Below are 16,141 nucleotides of genomic sequence, written 5' to 3'. Positions count from 1 at the left end.
CGTGACGGAGCACCCCACCTCCCACACCAGGCGGCAGGCGGCCACCTCTGCCGCCGCCCCGGGCGCGCCCGCGCCCGACGACGCGCACGGCGCGGTCCCGGACCCGCGGACCGCCGTGCGGCAGACGGCTGCCCCCGGCCAGGAGCCGGGCGACGGCCGGCCGCGTCCGGCCTTCCCCACGGAAGGCCCCGCGGGCCCCGCGGCCCATGAGGGACCCCCGGGCCCCGCGGGAGAGCCCGCGCCCCGCGCCAGAGGGCGCGGCCCCGCCCCCGAGCGCGGCGCAGGCGGCGCCGCCGTAACGGGGCCGGGGTCCGCGCGCCGTGGCCGCGGCGCGGACGGCGCGGACGGGCCGGGGAGCGCCGCCACGGCGCACGGCGGCGGAGGCAGGGAGCGCCGGAACACGGCGGAGAGCGAGCACCCGGCGCAGCCGGAGCACGGCACACCGGAGGGCGAGCCTGTGTGGGACGCGGATCGCAATGCCGCAAGAGGCGCGGCGCACCGACCCGGAGCGCGGAACGGCGGCACCGGCCCCGACGAGCAGGCCCCGGCCGCCCAGAGCGACGGACGGGGCAGGAAAACGGCGCGCCGGGGCACCGGCGCGGGTGAACATCCGGCCGGCGAGACCCATGCGGCGGCCGCCGCGGCGGGCGAGGTCGCGTACAGCGGCCCGGCGGGCGGGGTGCCCCCGGTGCCGCCCGCGGGCGGCACCGCCGCCGACGCCGCCGACGCCGCCACCGCGCGGGACCGGGGCGGTGACCGGCTGCGGTTCGTGGGGGCCGCCACCCGGCGGATCGCCCGGGGCATCGACCTGGACGAGATCGTGCTGGGCCTGTGCCGGGCCACCGTGCCCACCTTCGCCGACGCGATCCTGGTGTATCTGCGCGATCCGCTGCCGGTCGGCGACGAGCGCCCGGTCGGCCCGGTGGTGCTGCGGCTGCGCCGCACCGACCGGATCCCGCTGGACCCGGACACCGACAGCGGCCGGCTGTCGCTGCTGCCCTCCCAGCCGGACCTCTCCCCCGCCGTGGGCGGCGGCCCGGCCGCCGAGCTGTGCGAGGTGGAGGCGGGCGGTCCGCTGGCCGAGGTGCTGCGCGGGGTGCGGCCGGTGTTCGGCGACTCGCAGGCCGCCCGTGCCGCGCTGCCGGAACTGCTCGGCGAGGGGCCCTCGGTGGCGACCGGTCAGCGCACCGTGCTGGCGCCGCTGCGCGGCCGCCGCCGGGTGATCGGCGCGGCCGTGTTCGTACGCCGCCCGGACCGGCCGCCGTTCGAACCGGACGATCTGCTGGTGGCCGCCCAGCTGGCCACCCACACCGCGCTCGGCGTCGACAAGGCGGTGCTGTACGGACGCGAGGTGTACATCGCGGACGAGCTCCAGCGCACCATGCTGCCCGACTCGCTGCCGCAGCCCACCGGCGTCCGGCTGGCCAGCCGCTATCTGCCCGCGGCCGAGACCGCGCGGGTCGGCGGCGACTGGTACGACGCGATCCCGCTGCCGGGCAACCGGGTGGCGCTGGTGGTCGGCGATGTGATGGGCCATTCGATGACCTCCGCCGCGATCATGGGCCAGCTGCGCACCACCGCACAGACCCTCGCCGGGCTCGATCTGCCGCCGCAGGAGGTGCTGCACCACCTCGACGAGCAGGCCCAGCGGCTGGGCACCGACCGCATGGCCACGTGTCTGTACGCGGTCTACGACCCCGTCGCGCACCGCATCGTGGTGGCCAACGCGGGCCATCCGCCGCCGCTTCTGCTGCACCGGGGCGGCCGCGCCGAGGTGCTGCGGGTGCCGCCGGGCGCGCCGATCGGGGTCGGCGGTGTGGACTTCGAGGCGGTCGAGCTGGACGCCCCGGCCGGGGCCACCCTGATGCTCTACACCGACGGTCTCGTCGAGTCGCGGATGCGCGATGTGTGGACCGGGATCGAGCAGCTGCGGGAGCGGCTGACCGCCACCGCCCGGCTCACCGGCCCCAACCCGCCGCCGCTGGAGCCGCTGTGCGACGAGGTGCTGGACATGCTCGGCCCCGGCGACCGCGACGACGACGTGGCGCTGCTCGCGGCCCGCTTCGAGGGCATCGCGCCCAGCGATGTGGCGTACTGGTTCCTGGACCCCAAGGCGCAGACCGCCGGGCAGGCGCGCCGGCTCGCCCGCCGGGCGCTGGCCCGCTGGGATCTGGACGATCTGACGGACGCGGTGGAGCTGCTGGTCAGCGAGGTGGTGACCAATGCGGTGCGCTACGCCGAGCGGCCCATCACGCTGCGGCTGCTGCGTACGGACGTCCTGCGCTGCGAGGTCGGCGACGACGTCCCCCAGCTGCCGCGGCTGCGCCAGGCCCGGCCGTCCGACGAGGGCGGCCGCGGGCTGTACCTGGTGAACCGGATGGCGCGGCGCTGGGGCGCGACCCGGCTGTCCACGGGGAAGGTCGTCTGGTTCGAGCTCGCGATGCCGTCCTGAGCCGCCCCGCCCCGGTGAGCCGGGTCCCGCGCCGTACGGCTCAGGACCCGGTGCGCAGGTAGGCCACGACCATGTCGCCGAGCATCCGGCGGTAGTGGGCCCGGCGTGCCGGGTCGAGGGGGTCGCGGCCGAAGAGGGTGCCGAAGGTGTGCTGGTTGGCCACCGGGAAGACGGCGAATGAGCTGATCATCATGTGGACGTCCACGGCGTCGGTGTCGTCCCGGAAGACGCCCTGCTCACGGCCGCGGGCAAGGATCCCGGAGATCAGGTCGATCACCGGGGTGCCGGCCTTGGCCAGCGTCTCGGACTTGGCCAGATGCTCGGCCCGGTGGATGTTCTCGATGGACACCAGCCGGATGAAGTCGGCGTGTTCGGTGTGGTGGTCGAAGGTCAGCTGGGCCAGGTGCCGGATGGCCTCGGCGGGGTCGAGACCGGTCACGTCCACGGCCTGTTCGGCCTCGCGGATACCGGTGTAGGCGCGCTCCAGGACCTTGATGTAGAGCTGTTCCTTGCCGCCGAAGTAGTAGTAGATCATCCGTTTGGTGGTGCGGGTGAGCGCGGCTATCTCGTCGACGCGGGCCCCGGCGTAGCCGCGCTCGGCGAACTCCCGGGTGGCGACGTCCAGGATCTCGGCCTGGGTGCGGACGGCGTCGCGGAGACGGCTGTTCTTCGGCGGCTGATCGCTCATGCTGGGCCCACTCTACGTCCAGGGGGTTCACAAGAAGCCGTTCCGGGGCCTTTACTGGCCACGCTACTAACGAACCAGTTCGTACATTAGCCGGGAAGGCGGGAGGTCACCCGTATGCGAGGCGGTGCGCGCCGGTCACAGCACGGGCGGGAGGCGCGGGAGTCCTGTCTGGTGGGGCTGATCGGCTCCGGAGTGGGCCCCTCGCTCTCCCCCGCCCTGCATCAGCGCGAGGCCGACCGCCACGGGCTGCGCTGTCTCTACCGCCTGATCGACATCGATCCGCTGGGGATCGGCCCGGAGGGGGTGGGCGAGCTGGTGCGGGCCGCCGCCCGGCTGGGCTTCGACGGGCTGAACATCACCCATCCCTGCAAACAGACGGTCATCGAGCACCTCGACGGGCTGTCGGAGGACGCCGCGCTGCTCGGCGCGGTCAATACGGTGGTCTTCGGCGAGGACGGCCGGGCCATCGGCCACAACACCGACTGGTCCGGCTTCGCCCGCTCCTTCGCCCGCGGTCTGCCCGACGCGCCCACCGGCGAGATCGTGCTGCTCGGCGCGGGCGGGGCGGGCGCCGCCGTGGCCCACGCCCTGCTGACCGTCGGCGCCGACCGGCTGACCCTGGCCGACACCGACCCGGCGCGGGCCGCCGGGCTCGCCGGGACGCTGGCGACACGGTTCGGCGCCGCCCGGGTCCGTACCGTGCCCCCCGAAGGGCTCCCGGCGGCCGTCGATCGCGCCGACGGGCTGGTGCACGCCACCCCCACCGGGATGGCCGCCCACCCCGGGCTGCCGCTGCCCGTGGAGCTGCTGCGGACCGGGCTGTGGGTCGCCGAGGTGGTCTACCGCCCGCTGGAGACCCCGCTGCTGGCAGCCGCCCGCGCGGCCGGCTGCCGCACCCTGGACGGGGGCGGCATGGCCGTCTTCCAGGCCGCCGACGCCTTCCGCCTCTTCACCGGCCGCGAACCCGACGCCGAACAGATGCTCACCGACCTCTCCGACCTGCTCGAGCTCCCCGCCGGAGGCTGATCATGCGCACGTCCATCGCCACCGTGTGCCTCAGCGGCACCCTCGAGGAGAAGCTCACCGCCATCGCCGCCGCCGGTTTCGACGGGGTCGAGATCTTCGAGAACGACCTGCTGGCCAGCCCCCTGTCACCGGAACGGATCCGGGACCGGGCCGCCGAACTCGGCCTCGCCATCGACCTCTTCCAGCCGTTCCGCGACGTCGAGGCCGTCCCCGAGGACCTCCTGGCCCGCACGCTGCGCCGGGCCGAGAAGAAGTTCGCGGTCATGGAGCGGCTCGGGGCGGATCTGATGCTGGTGTGCTCCAGCGTCTCCCCCGCCGCCCTCGACGACGACGCCCTCGCCGCCGAGCAGTTGCGGCTGCTTGCCGAGCGGGCCGCCGCCCACGGCATCCGCATCGCCTACGAGGCGCTGGCCTGGGGGCGGCATGTGAACACCTACGACCACGCCTGGCGGATCGTGCGGCAGGCCGACCACCCCGCGCTCGGCATCTGCCTGGACAGCTTCCACATCCTCTCGCGCGGTTCGGACCCCAAGGGCATCGAGGAGATCCCCGGCGAGAAGATCTTCTTCCTCCAGCTCGCCGATGCCCCGCTGATGGCCATGGACGTCCTCCAGTGGAGCCGCCACTACCGCTGCTTCCCCGGCCAGGGCGGCCTCGATGTGGCCGGGCTGCTGGAGCACGTGCTGCGGACCGGCTACGAAGGGCCGCTGTCCCTGGAGGTCTTCAACGACGTCTTCCGGCAGGGCGACACCGCCCGCACCGCAGTGGACGCGCTGCGCTCGCTGATCGCCCTGGAGGAGGCCGCGGGCCGCACCGATCTGCCCGCCCCCGTCGTCCCCACCGGCTTCGCCTTCGCCGAACTGGCCTCCACCGGCCCCGAGCTGCCCGCGCTGCTGACCGAGCTGGGCTTCGCCCGCACCGGCCGCCACCACTCCAAGCCCGTGGAGCTGTGGGAGCAGGGCGACGCCCGTATCGTCCTCAACTCCGGCCTCGACGCCACCACCGGGCACCCCGAACCGGCGCTCGCCGCCATCGGCCTGGAGACCTCCGACCCGGCCGCGTCCGCGGGCCGGGCGCGGGCCCTGCTCGCCCCCGTCCTGCCGCGCCACCGGGCCGTGGCGGACGCCCCGCTGGACGCGGTCGCCGCGCCCGACTCCACCGAGCTCTTCTTCTGCCGCACCGAACACCCCGACCACCCCAGCTGGACCGGTGACTTCACCCCGCGCGCCGCCTCCGCCGCCCCCGCCGGGATCACCCACATCGACCATGTGGCGCTCACCCAGCCCCGGCACCACTTCGACGAGGCGTCGCTGTTCTACCGCACCGTCCTGGGGCTGCGGCCGCACGAGTCCCTGGAACTGGCCGATCCGTACGGGCTGCTGCGCAGCCGGGCCGTCTCAGGCGCCGACGGCTCGGTGCGCCTGGCGCTCAACGTGGCCCAGATCCGCCCGGATTCCGGGCCGTCCGGCTCCCTGCGGCAGCACATCGCGCTGCACAGCCGGGACATCGTCGCCACCGCGCGGCGGCTGTGGGAGCTCGGCGCGCCCCCGCTGCCCATCCCCGGCAACTACTACGACGACCTCGAAGCCCGCCATGAGCTCGACCCCGGGCTCCACCGCACCCTGCGCGAGCTCGGGCTGCTCTACGACCAGGACGACGGCGGCAGCTTCCTGCACCTGTACACGGCCACCGTGGGCCGGGTCTTCTTCGAGGTCGTCCAGCGGATCGACGGCTACCAGGGCTACGGCGCGGCCAACGCCCCCGTACGCCTGGCCGCCCAGCACGCCCGCGTCCGCTGAACCCCCCGATCCCCCTTGTCCCGATACGGCCTCGCCGTCCCCCGAGGAGCCGCCATGTCGTCAGCGTCGTCCACACCGTCCGCCCAGCGCCCGTCCGCCCAGCGCCCGTCCGGCGCGGCCGCCGCGCCCGATCTGCTCGATCTGCCCGATCCGCCGCCGCTGCGCACGATGGTGGGCCCGGGAGTCGTCGCCGTCGGGATCGGCATGGCGGCGGGCGAGATCATCCTCTGGCCCTATCTGACCTCGGTCGGCGGGCTCGGGCTGCTGTGGCTCGCGGTGGTGACCCTGGCCATCCAGACGGTGATCAACCTGGAGATCGAGCGCTACACCCTGGCCACCGGGCAGACCGTGGTGGCCGGCTTCTCCCGCTGGTCCAGGGTGTGGGGCATCCTGATCTGCCTGGCCGGGGCGTTCCAGTACGTCTGGCCTGGCTGGGCCACCTCCGGGTCCACGGTGCTCACCTATCTGACCGGCGGCGGCGATGTCGTCTGGATCACCGTGGGCTCGCTGGTGGGCTTCGGGGTGGTGCTGACCGTATCCCCGGTGGTCTACCGCACGATCGAGAAGGTCGAGCTGGTCAAGGTGGTGCTGACGCTGTTCTTCCTCGCCGTCGTCGCGGTCGCCGTCATCGGCTGGCACACCTGGAGCACGGCGGGCGAGAAGACCGTCACCGGCGCCGGCCGGATCCCGGACGGCATCACCTTCACCATGATCCTCAGCGCGATCGGGGCCGCCGGGGCGGGCGGGGTGCACAACCTCGTGCTCAGCAACTGGATCCGGGACAAGGGCTACGGCATGGGCGCCCATGTGCCCAAGCTGGTCTCCCCCATCACCGGCCAGTCGGAGGCGTCCGGCGCCGACCGCTACACCTTTCCGCAGGACGAGGCGAATCTGGCCCGCTGGCGGGTGTGGTGGCGGCGGGCCAACACCGAGCACATCGTGTCGTTCTTCGTGGTCTGCCTGGTGTCGATCGGGCTGATGAGCATGCTCGCGTACGAAACCCTCTTCGGGCGCGACGATGTGGAGAACAGCCCGGCGTTCCTGCGGATCCAGGGCGATCTGCTGGGGCAGCAGGTGGGCGACTGGCTCAAGATCCTGTTCTTCGCGGTGGCCACGGTCTCGCTCTGGGCCGCCTCGATCGGTCTGCTCGACATCATCGGCCGGGTGGTCAGCGACTTCGCCAGGCGCAACTACCTGCGGGAGTCGGCGTTCTGGACCGAGGGCCGGCTGTATGTCGCGGTCATATGGGCCGAGGTGGGCATCGGCTCGGCGATCCTGCTGTCCGGGGTGGACCAGCCGATCGTGCTGCTGACCATCTCCACCTGCACCGCCTCCGTCGTCACCCTCGTCTACTCGGCGCTGCTGATCCGGCTCAACCGCCGCGATCTGCCGGGTGCCGTACGGCTGCGGGGGCCACGGCTGTTCGGGATGCTGCTGGCCATCGGCTTCTACGGCTTCTTCGCCCTCGCGATGCTGAAGAGCCAACTCGAAGAAAACTTCTGAACCTCTGCCCGCACACCGGTACGGTCCGGGGCGGACGTGCCCGTGGGCACGCCCGCCCCGGGTCGTCACTCCTGGTCTCTGCGGAGGGGATCGCCTTCGTCCGACGCCGAATTCGACGGGTCGGGCGGGCTCGGGGAGTCGGCGTCGCCCGAGGGCGATGCCGACGACGAGGCGCTCGGCGACTCGCTGCTGGACTCACTGGCCGACGGGGACGACGAGGGCGACTCGCTGGCGGACTCGCTCGCCGACGGGCTGGAGGACGGCGACTGGGAGGTGTCGCTCGAACTCGGCGACGGGGGAGGCTTGACCGCCGCCCCCATGTCGGTGTCCAGGTCGAACTTCGATGCCTTCTCGCCGCTCAGCGCGGACTCGGTGTACGCGGCCCAGATCCTGGCCGGGAAGTCACCGCCGTTGACGCGGCCGCCGCCCGCGGTGCCCTTGAGCGAGACCTGCTTCTTCTCGCCCTCGCCGAACATCCCGACGGAGGTCACCAGGTCCGGGGTGTAGCCGGAGAACCAGGCCGACTTGTTGTCGTCGGAGGTGCCGGTCTTGCCCGCGACCGCCTGGCCCTGCTGGCGCACCGCCTGGCCGGTGCCGTCGTCGACCACCCCGGTGAGGACGGAGGTGACGGAGTCGGCGGCGCCACGGCTGATCGCCTGGCCGTTGGTGGGATCGGGCAACTCGGGCCGCTCATCGCCCTTCTCGGCGGACTTCACGATCGCCGGGGTGACCTTCTTGCCATGGTTGTCGAGGGTCGCGTAGACCCCGGCCATGTCGCGCGGGCTGGCGCCCATCACGCCCAGCGACATCGCGGGGCGCACGTCGAAGCCGCCCGCGTCCTTGTTCATACCGAGGTCGATGGCGGTGCTCTTCACCTTGTCCAGGCCCACGTCCACCGCCATCTGCGCGAAGACGGAGTTGACGGAGTTGTTCATCGCCTTCTGGACGGAGATGGGACCGTAGGACTTGTTGTCCTCGTTCGGCGGGGCGAAGCCGGTGAGCGAGCCCTTGACGGGCCGTCTGCTGGTGCCGTCGTACATGGTGCTCGCCGTGACCGGCGTGCCGTCCTGCGTGGTGGAGCCGTGCTCCAGCCCTGAGGCCAGGATCAGCGGTTTGAAGGTGGAGGCGGGCTGGTAGTCCTCACGGAGGGCGTTGTTGAAGTAGTGCTCGGTGTAGCCCGTGCCGCCGTACATCGCCACTACACCGCCGGACTCCGGATCCACCGAGACCGCGCCGACCTGGGCGTACTTGTCGACCTTGCGCTTCTTGGGGTCCAGTTTGTCCGTCAGCTCGGTGCGGACCGCCTTCTCCAGCGCCTTCTGCTTCTTCTTGTCGATGTTGAGGGTGATCGTCCAGCCGCCGGCCTCGATCTCGTTCTCGGAGACCCCGGCCTTGATCAGCTCCTTGTTGGCGGCGTCGATGAGATATCCGGCCTGGCCGTCGCGTCCGGGGATGGGCCGCGGCGGGACCGGGACATCGAACTTCATGCCCTCGCGCTCGCTCTTGGACAGCCAGTCCTTCTCGACCATGTTGTCGAGGACGTAGTTCCAGCGGGCCTGCACCTGCCGCTTGCCGTTGGGGCCCGCCGCCGACCAGTCGTACTGGCTGGGCGCCTGGAGCACCGACGCGAGATAGGCGCCCTGCTCGACGCTGAGGTCCTCGACGTCCTTGTTGTAGTACGCGCGGGCGGCCGCCTGGATGCCGTAGGCGCCGCGGCCGTAGTAGCTGGTGTTGATGTAGCCCGCGAGGATGTAGTCCTTGGACTTCTGCTGGTCGACCTTGAGCGAGATCACCAGTTCCTTCAGCTTGCGGCTGACGGTCTGTTCCTGGCTCAGGTAGTAGTTCTTGACGTACTGCTGGGTGATGGTGGAGCCACCCTGCTTGCCCCGGCCCAGAGCGGTGTTGATGAGACCGCGGGCGGTGCCGGTGAACGAGACGCCGGAGTCGCCGTAGAAGTCCTTGTTCTCGGCGGCGACAAAGGTGTGCTGCACCTTCTTGGGAATCTTGGACAGCGGTACGGACTCACGGTTGACGTCACCCGTCTTCGCCATGATCGTGCCGTCGCCGTACTTGTAGATGTTGGCCTCGGCCTTGGCCGCGGCGTTGGCGGACGGAACCTCGACCAACAGATAGAGGAGGAAGAACGCCCCGACGAGCAGCACGCCAAGTCCCAGGACGTACCCCAGCACCCACTTCCAGGTGAAGAAGCGGCGTATGCCCCCCGCCTTCGCCGCCCGCTTGGCTCTGCGAGCGCCCTTCTGCCGCGCGCGTCGCTCTTCCGCTCTACCCATCGCCCCCGCCGCTCCAGTCCATAAGCCCCCCAGGTCAGCTCATGAAGCTAACACCGCAACAACCCTCAAATGCCCATCGATCTAGCTTTTTCCGAAGGTGACAAAAAGCACCCACTCCAAGGGAACTGACGGCTTACGGGTGCCAAGGGTTGCCAGGGGCGCTAAATGTGCTATCACTTTGCTAGATACCATCGAGTGAACGGGGAGCCCTCCATGTCCGACACCATCTCCACCGACGGCATCACCGACCAGGCCGACATACCGCCCCTTCCCGAGCCGCGGGTCCGGGAGCGGCCCGCGCGCAACGTCAGCGGCGGGCTGGCCCTGCTCGGGGGCCTGGCCGGACTCGCGGGCGGCGTCGGCCTGATCCTCGCCGGGGCCGCGGTCGCCGCCGAGCACAAGGGCGCCTGGTCCACGCTGCTGATCGTCTCCGGGATCGTGGTGATCCTCGCCGCGATCCTCACCATGTGCGGCCTCAACACCATCGCGCCCGGTGAGGCCCGGGTGGTCCAGCTCTTCGGCCGCTACCGCGGCACCATCCGCACCGACGGGCTGCGTTGGGTGAACCCGCTCACCAGCCGCGAGAAGATCTCCACCCGGGTGCGCAACCACGAGACCGCGGTGCTCAAGGTCAACGACGCCTACGGCAACCCGATCGAGCTGGCCGCGGTCGTCGTCTGGAAGGTCGAGGACACCGCCCAGGCGATGTTCGAGGTGGACGACTTCCTGGAGTTCGTCGCCACCCAGACCGAGGCCGCGGTGCGGCACATCGCCATCGAGTACCCGTACGACGCCCATGAGGAGGACGCCCTCTCGCTGCGCGGCAACGCCGAGGAGATCACCGAGAAGCTCGCCATCGAACTGCACGCCCGGGTCGAGGCGGCCGGGGTCCGCATCATCGAATCGCGCTTCACCCACCTCGCCTACGCCCCGGAGATCGCCTCCGCGATGCTCCAGCGCCAGCAGGCGGGCGCGGTGGTGGCCGCGCGGCGGCAGATCGTGGACGGCGCGGTCGGCATGGTCGAGGCGGCGCTGGCACGGATCACCGAGGAGGAGATCGTGACGCTGGACGAGGAGCGCAAGGCCGCGATGGTCAGCAATCTGATGGTGGTGCTGTGCGGGGACCGCTCCCCGCAGCCCGTACTGAACACCGGCACGCTGTACCAGTGACGGACGAGAGCGGGCGCAAGCCGCGGCAGCCGCGGCAGCGCAAGCAGATGCTGCTGCGGCTCGACCCGGCCGTCCATGACGCCCTCGCGCGCTGGGCCGACGACGAACTCCGCAGCGCCAACGCGCAGATCGAGTTCCTGCTGCGCAAGGCGCTCGCGGACGCGGGCCGGCTGCCCGGCGCGGCGCGCCCGATCCCGCGCCGGGGCCGCCCGCCGCGGCGGCCCGCCGAGGGCGCCGAGGGTTCGGGCCACCCCGAGGGCCCCGAGGATGGCAGCCGTACGCCGAACCAGCCCTGATCCCGGCCACACCGCCCTGACCTGCGGTAACGCAGATCTCAGCGCAGCTATACACTCCAGGTATACGCATGGTGTAGAGTGCTGGGCATGTCAATTGGCCACACCCTGCTCGGACTCCTCGAGGGCGGCCCGCGCCACGGCTACGACCTCAAGCGAGCCTTCGACGAAAGATTCGGACACGACCGCCCGCTGCACTATGGGCAGGTCTACTCGACCATGTCCCGGCTCCTGAAGAACGGCCTGGTGGAGGTCGACGGCATCGAGCACGGCGGTGGCCCGGAGCGCAAGCGCTACGCCATCACCGACGCGGGCATCACCGATGTGGAGCACTGGCTCATCCAGCCCGAGAAGCCCGAGCCCTACCTCCAGTCGGTCCTCTACACCAAGGTCGTCATCGCCCTGCTCACCGGGCGCGACGCGGGCGATCTCCTCGACGTCCAGCGCGCCGAACATCTGCGGCTGATGCGCGAGCTGACCCAGCGCAAGCGCGGCGGCGACCTCAGCGACCAACTCATATGCGACCACGCCCTCTTCCACCTCGAGGCCGATCTGCGCTGGCTCGAACTCACCGCTGCCCGCCTCGGCCAACTCGCCAAGGCGGTGCGTTCATGACCCCGGCAGGCTCCTTGCTGATCGCCACGTCGCTGCACAAGACGTACGGTCACACCCCCGCCCTGGACGGCGCGGACTTCTCCATCCACCCCGGCGAGGTCGTCGCCGTCATGGGCCCCTCCGGCTCGGGCAAGTCGACGCTGCTGCACTGCCTGGCCGGAATCGTGAAGCCGGACTCCGGCTCCGTCCACTACAACGGGCGCGAGCTGACCGCCATGTCGGACACCGGGCGCAGCGGTCTGCGCCGCGGTGAGTTCGGCTTCGTCTTCCAGTTCGGCCAGCTCGTCCCCGAGTTGAGCTGTAGCGAGAACGTCGCGCTGCCGCTGCGGCTGAACGGCGTCAAGCGCAAGGAGGCCGAGTCCCGGGCGTCGGCCTGGATGGAGCGGCTGGAGGTCGCCGATGTGGCGCACAAGCGGCCCGGCGAGGTCTCCGGCGGCCAGGGGCAGCGGGTCGCCGTTGCCCGGTCGCTGGTCACCGGGCCGCGGGTGCTGTTCGCCGATGAGCCGACCGGCGCACTGGACTCGCTCAACGGGGAGCGGGTGATGGAGCTGCTGACCGAGGCCGCCCGGGAGGCCCGGACCGCCGTGGTCCTGGTCACCCATGAGGCCCGGGTCGCCGCCTACTCCGACCGCGAGGTCGTCGTCCGCGACGGCAAGGCCAGGGATATGGCGGGCGTCCGATGAGCGGCCGGGACGCCCCGGCGGAGGAGCCACGCTCCCGTGTCCCCATCGCCCGCTGGGCCGCCGATCTGGCCATGGGCGGCCGGTTCGCGGTCACCGGCGGCCGGGAGAGCTGGGCCAGGACGATCATGACGGCGGTGGGCGTCGGCCTGGGGGTCGCGCTGCTGCTGCTGGCCTCCTCCGTCCCCACCATGTACCAGCAGCACAACGAGCGGGGCGACGCCCGCTCCGCGTTCAGCTTCGGCGTCGGGGTGAAGCCCGGCCCCGACACTCTCCGCGTCACCAATGGCGGCACCACCTACCGCGACCAGGACATCGGGGGCATCCTCATGGCCCCCGACGGCAAGGGCACCGCGCCCAGGCCACCGGGTATCGACCGGATCCCGGCCACCGGTGAGATGTGGGTGTCCCCGGCGCTGAAGGACCTGCTCGCCTCCGACGAGGGGAAGCTGCTCCGGGACCGCTTCCCGTACCGCACCATCGGGGTCATCGGCGACAGCGGCCTGGCCGGCCCGGCCGAACTCACCTACTACGCGGGGATCTCCCAGAAGGCGTTCGGCCACGTCGACTCCAGCTACCACATCGACCACTGGGGCGTCGACGACAAGGGCAAGGGCGAGCCCCTGGACCCGGCGCTGCTGCTGCTGATCATCGTGGGCTGTGTGGTGCTGCTGCTGCCGGTGCTCATCTTCATCGCCACCGCCGCCCGCTTCGGCGGTGAGCGGCGCGACCGGAGGCTGGCCGCCCTGCGGCTGGTCGGCGCCGACATCCATATGACCCGGCGGATCGCCGCCGGTGAGTCGCTCTTCGGCGCCCTGTTCGGACTCGCCGTCGGCGGCGGGCTGTTCCTGCTGGGGCGGGAGCTCGTCAGCGGTGTCGACGTCTGGGGCATCAGCTTCTTCGCCTCCGACATCGTGCCGTCCGCCCCGCTCGCCCTGGCGATAGCGGCGGCCGTGCCCGCCTCGGCCGTGATGGTCACGCTGATCGCCCTGCGCGGTATCGCCATCGAACCGCTGGGCGTGGTCCGGAACGCCAAGCCCAAGCGCCGGCGCCTGTGGTGGCGGCTGCTGCTGCCGCTCCTGGGCATGGCCATGCTGCTGCCGCTCGCGGGCGGCTTCGGGGCCGGCAGCGCCGGCGGTGATATGAAGGCGTACCAGGCCGCGGCCGGCGCCGTGCTGGTGCTCGTCGGCGTCACCGCGCTGCTGCCCTGGGTCGTCGAGGCCGTGGTGGAACGGTTCGGCGGCAGGGGCTCGGTGCCCTGGCAGCTCGCCACCCGCCGGCTCCAGCTCAGCAGCGGCACCGCCTCGCGCGCGGTCAGCGGCATCACGGTCGCCGTCGCCGGGGCGCTGGCGCTCCAGATGCTGTTCGCCAGCGTGCAGGCCGACAACACCGAGTCGACCGGCCAGGACCCGAACCGCGCCCAGCTGATGGCGAACGTCCCGGTGGCCAACGGTGCCGAGGCCCGCGACGCCTTCGCGCGGTACCGCGCGACCAAGGGCGTGCGCGATCTGCTCGGTGTCACGGACGACTACGTCTCCGATGTGCGCCCCAGCAAGGAGGACCCGTCGTCGGTCCCGGAAGAGGCCCTCACCGTCGCCGACTGCCCCTCGCTCCGCGAGGTGATCCGCCTCACCAGCTGCGAGAACGGCGATGTCTTCCTCGTCGATTCGCAGAGCTACTACGGGGAAGGGGAGGGCTTCGCCAAACCGGGCGCCCAGGTCAACCTCGCCTACCACGACGGCGGCACTCCGGATCTGCGCGAGAAGAAGCTGTGGACCATCCCCCGCTCGGCCACGCAGGTGAAGCCCCGGCAGGACCCGACCGGAGGCATGCGCACCGGTATCTTCGCCACCCCCGCCGCCTTCGACGTCGCCGACCTGCCGGACCCCCAGGCGGTGGCCATGATCCGGCTGGACCAGAAGGTGCCGGACGCCACCGAGTATGTGCGCAACACCAGCGCGGCGCTCTCCCCGGCGATGGATGTCATGCGGCTCTCCAGCACCTCGCAGTCGGATGAGTTCTCGGCCATCCGCAAGGCCCTGTTCATCGGCGCCACCGCGACCCTGCTGCTCATCGGGGCCAGCATGATCGTGACCACCCTGGAGCAACTCCGCGAGCGCAAGCGGCTGCTGTCCGTCCTGGTGGCCTTCGGCACCCGGCGCACCACGCTCAGCTGGTCCGTACTGTGGCAGACGGCGGTCCCGGTGGTACTGGGCCTGGCGCTGTCGGTCGCGGGCGGGCTGGCGCTGGGGGTGATGCTGCTGAAGATGGTCGGCCAGCCGCTGGCCGTGGACTGGTCCGGGCTCGGCACCATGACCGGCATCGGCGGCGGGGTCATCCTGCTGGTGACCCTCGTCAGCCTGCCGCCGCTGTGGCGGATGATGCGACCGGAGGGTCTGCGGACCGAGTAGCACCCCTGCCCTGGTACTCCAGGGCACGCCGGGGGCCGTTCCCAGCCATGGGAACGGCCCCCGGTGGCGTCGATCCGGCGGCCCGGCCACCTTGTTCAGGCGGACCGGCCGACGACCCTGTTCAGGCGGACCGACCGACGGATCTGTTCAGGCGGACCGGCCGGCCACCCGCACCGGCAGCGGCCGCAGCGCCTCCCGCAGCGCCTCCGCGAACGCCTCGAACTCCTCCGTGCGCGCCGCGCCCGCCCGCCGGGCCAGGGCGATCCGCCGGGCGGGCGCCGGATCGGCGAAGTCGCCGGTGGCCAGGTGGTCGTTGCGCGCGGTCTCCACCCGGAGCGCGGTGCGCGGCAACAGTGTCACCCCGAGGCCACCCGCGACCAACTGCACCAGGGTGGAGAGCCCGGCGGCGCTGGTGGTCATCGGGGCGCCCTCGGTGCGGCCCGCCTCCCGGCAGATGTCCAGGGCCTGGTCACGCAGGCAGTGGCCCTCGTCGAGCAGCAGCAGATCCAGCTGTTTGAGCGCCTCGCGGGGGATGTCGTCGCGGCCGCCCAGCCAGTGGTCGCGCGGTGTGACCAGGACGAAGTCCTCGTCGAACAGCGGCATTTCGACCACCCCGGGCGCGCCGAGCGGCACCGCGAGCAGCAGCAGATCGAGGCGGCCGTGGGCCAGCCCGTCCAGCAGCGAAGCGGTCTGCTCCTCATGGACCTGGAAGTCGAGCCGGGGATAGCGGTCATGCACCAGCCGCAGCACGGTCGGCAGCAGATACGGCGCCACGGTCGGGATCACCCCGAGCCGCAGAACGCCGGTGAACGGCGCCCGCGCCGCCTCCGCCTCCTCCAGCAGCTCCCCGACCGCTTCGAGCACTCTGCGTGCCCGGATCGCCAGCCGTTCACCCGCCGGGCTGAGCAGCACCTTGCGCGTCGTACGCTCGAGCAGCTGGACACCGAGTGCCTCCTCGAGGGCCGCGACGGCGCCCGAGAGCGCGGGCTGGCTCATCCCGATGGCGGCCGCGGCATCGCGGAAGTGCAGCTGCTCGGCGACCGCGGCGAAGCCTCTGAGCTGGGAAATGCTGGGCTGCCGCGGTTTGCCCGCCGGTGTGGCTGATGCGGCCACTGATAGCCACCTCCAATCAACCCCACCGAGTGTAGCTATTTCACTGATCAATGCACTCTGTGCCAAGGTAGGACCGTCCAACCCCAGGAAAATCTGGACG

At 71.8% G+C, this 16,141-nt stretch carries 12 protein-coding genes; 9 read left to right on the top strand and 3 right to left on the bottom strand.

Annotated features, from left to right (window positions below; genetic code table 11):
- Position 1 precedes the first annotated feature (1 nt).
- Positions 2 to 2,452 carry a SpoIIE family protein phosphatase gene (locus tag NQU54_RS25825; protein ID WP_257633201.1) on the top strand — a complete coding sequence of 817 codons (2,451 nt, stop codon included), beginning with the start codon at positions 2 to 4 and terminating at the stop codon, positions 2,450 to 2,452.
- Positions 2,453 to 2,492: 40 nt separating this feature from the next.
- Here the strand turns inward: NQU54_RS25825 and NQU54_RS25820 are convergent, their stop codons facing one another.
- On the bottom strand, positions 2,493 to 3,140 hold the full coding sequence (locus tag NQU54_RS25820; RefSeq protein WP_069864509.1) for a TetR/AcrR family transcriptional regulator: 648 nt from the start codon (positions 3,138 to 3,140) through the stop codon (positions 2,493 to 2,495).
- Between the two features lie 114 nt (positions 3,141 to 3,254).
- Here NQU54_RS25820 and NQU54_RS25815 point away from each other — a divergent pair, with 114 nt between their 5' ends.
- Genes NQU54_RS25815 through NQU54_RS25805 form a run of 3 tightly spaced genes read left to right on the top strand, consistent with a single transcriptional unit; the run spans position 3,255 to position 7,468 of the window.
- Positions 3,255 to 4,166, top strand: coding sequence for a shikimate dehydrogenase (locus NQU54_RS25815; protein WP_257633200.1), 912 nt, complete (start codon positions 3,255 to 3,257; stop codon positions 4,164 to 4,166).
- Between the two features lie 2 nt (positions 4,167 to 4,168).
- Complete coding sequence (locus NQU54_RS25810) at positions 4,169 to 5,965, top strand: bifunctional sugar phosphate isomerase/epimerase/4-hydroxyphenylpyruvate dioxygenase family protein (protein ID WP_257633199.1); 1,797 nt, start codon at positions 4,169 to 4,171, stop codon at positions 5,963 to 5,965.
- 54 nt (positions 5,966 to 6,019) lie between these two features.
- Complete coding sequence (locus NQU54_RS25805) at positions 6,020 to 7,468, top strand: Nramp family divalent metal transporter (protein WP_257633198.1); 1,449 nt, start codon at positions 6,020 to 6,022, stop codon at positions 7,466 to 7,468.
- A 65-nt stretch (positions 7,469 to 7,533) separates the two neighbouring features.
- On the opposite strand, the gene NQU54_RS25800 is transcribed toward NQU54_RS25805, so the two are convergent.
- A complete protein-coding gene (locus NQU54_RS25800; protein ID WP_257633197.1) occupies positions 7,534 to 9,759 on the bottom strand; it encodes a transglycosylase domain-containing protein in 2,226 nt (741 codons plus the stop codon).
- A 213-nt stretch (positions 9,760 to 9,972) separates the two neighbouring features.
- Between NQU54_RS25800 and NQU54_RS25795 the strand changes: the two genes are divergently transcribed.
- The 5 genes from NQU54_RS25795 to NQU54_RS25775 all read left to right on the top strand — a co-directional run bounded on the left by NQU54_RS25795 (position 9,973) and on the right by NQU54_RS25775 (position 14,928).
- Complete coding sequence (locus NQU54_RS25795) at positions 9,973 to 10,929, top strand: SPFH domain-containing protein (RefSeq protein WP_257633196.1); 957 nt, start codon at positions 9,973 to 9,975, stop codon at positions 10,927 to 10,929.
- Complete coding sequence (locus NQU54_RS25790) at positions 10,926 to 11,225, top strand: type II toxin-antitoxin system antitoxin (protein ID WP_069864521.1); 300 nt, start codon at positions 10,926 to 10,928, stop codon at positions 11,223 to 11,225. The genes NQU54_RS25795 and NQU54_RS25790 overlap by 4 nt, the downstream gene beginning before the upstream one ends.
- 87 nt (positions 11,226 to 11,312) lie before the next feature.
- Entirely contained in the window at positions 11,313 to 11,837 is a 525-nt protein-coding gene (locus NQU54_RS25785; RefSeq protein WP_257633195.1) for a PadR family transcriptional regulator, read from the top strand.
- Complete coding sequence (locus NQU54_RS25780) at positions 11,834 to 12,520, top strand: ABC transporter ATP-binding protein (protein WP_257633194.1); 687 nt, start codon at positions 11,834 to 11,836, stop codon at positions 12,518 to 12,520. The genes NQU54_RS25785 and NQU54_RS25780 overlap by 4 nt, the downstream gene beginning before the upstream one ends.
- Complete coding sequence (locus NQU54_RS25775; RefSeq protein WP_257633193.1) at positions 12,517 to 14,928, top strand: ABC transporter permease; 2,412 nt, start codon at positions 12,517 to 12,519, stop codon at positions 14,926 to 14,928. Before NQU54_RS25780 ends, NQU54_RS25775 begins: the two co-directional genes overlap by 4 nt.
- Before the next feature lie 147 nt (positions 14,929 to 15,075).
- Here NQU54_RS25775 and NQU54_RS25770 read toward each other — a convergent pair whose 3' ends face one another.
- Positions 15,076 to 16,041 carry a hydrogen peroxide-inducible genes activator gene (locus NQU54_RS25770; protein WP_257633192.1) on the bottom strand — a complete coding sequence of 322 codons (966 nt, stop codon included), beginning with the start codon at positions 16,039 to 16,041 and terminating at the stop codon, positions 15,076 to 15,078.
- Positions 16,042 to 16,141: the final 100 nt, after the last annotated feature.

Source organism: Streptomyces malaysiensis subsp. samsunensis (assembly GCF_024519315.1).
GTDB classification, from domain to species: domain Bacteria; phylum Actinomycetota; class Actinomycetes; order Streptomycetales; family Streptomycetaceae; genus Streptomyces; species Streptomyces malaysiensis.
This window is presented reverse-complemented; position numbering and strand designations above follow the sequence as displayed.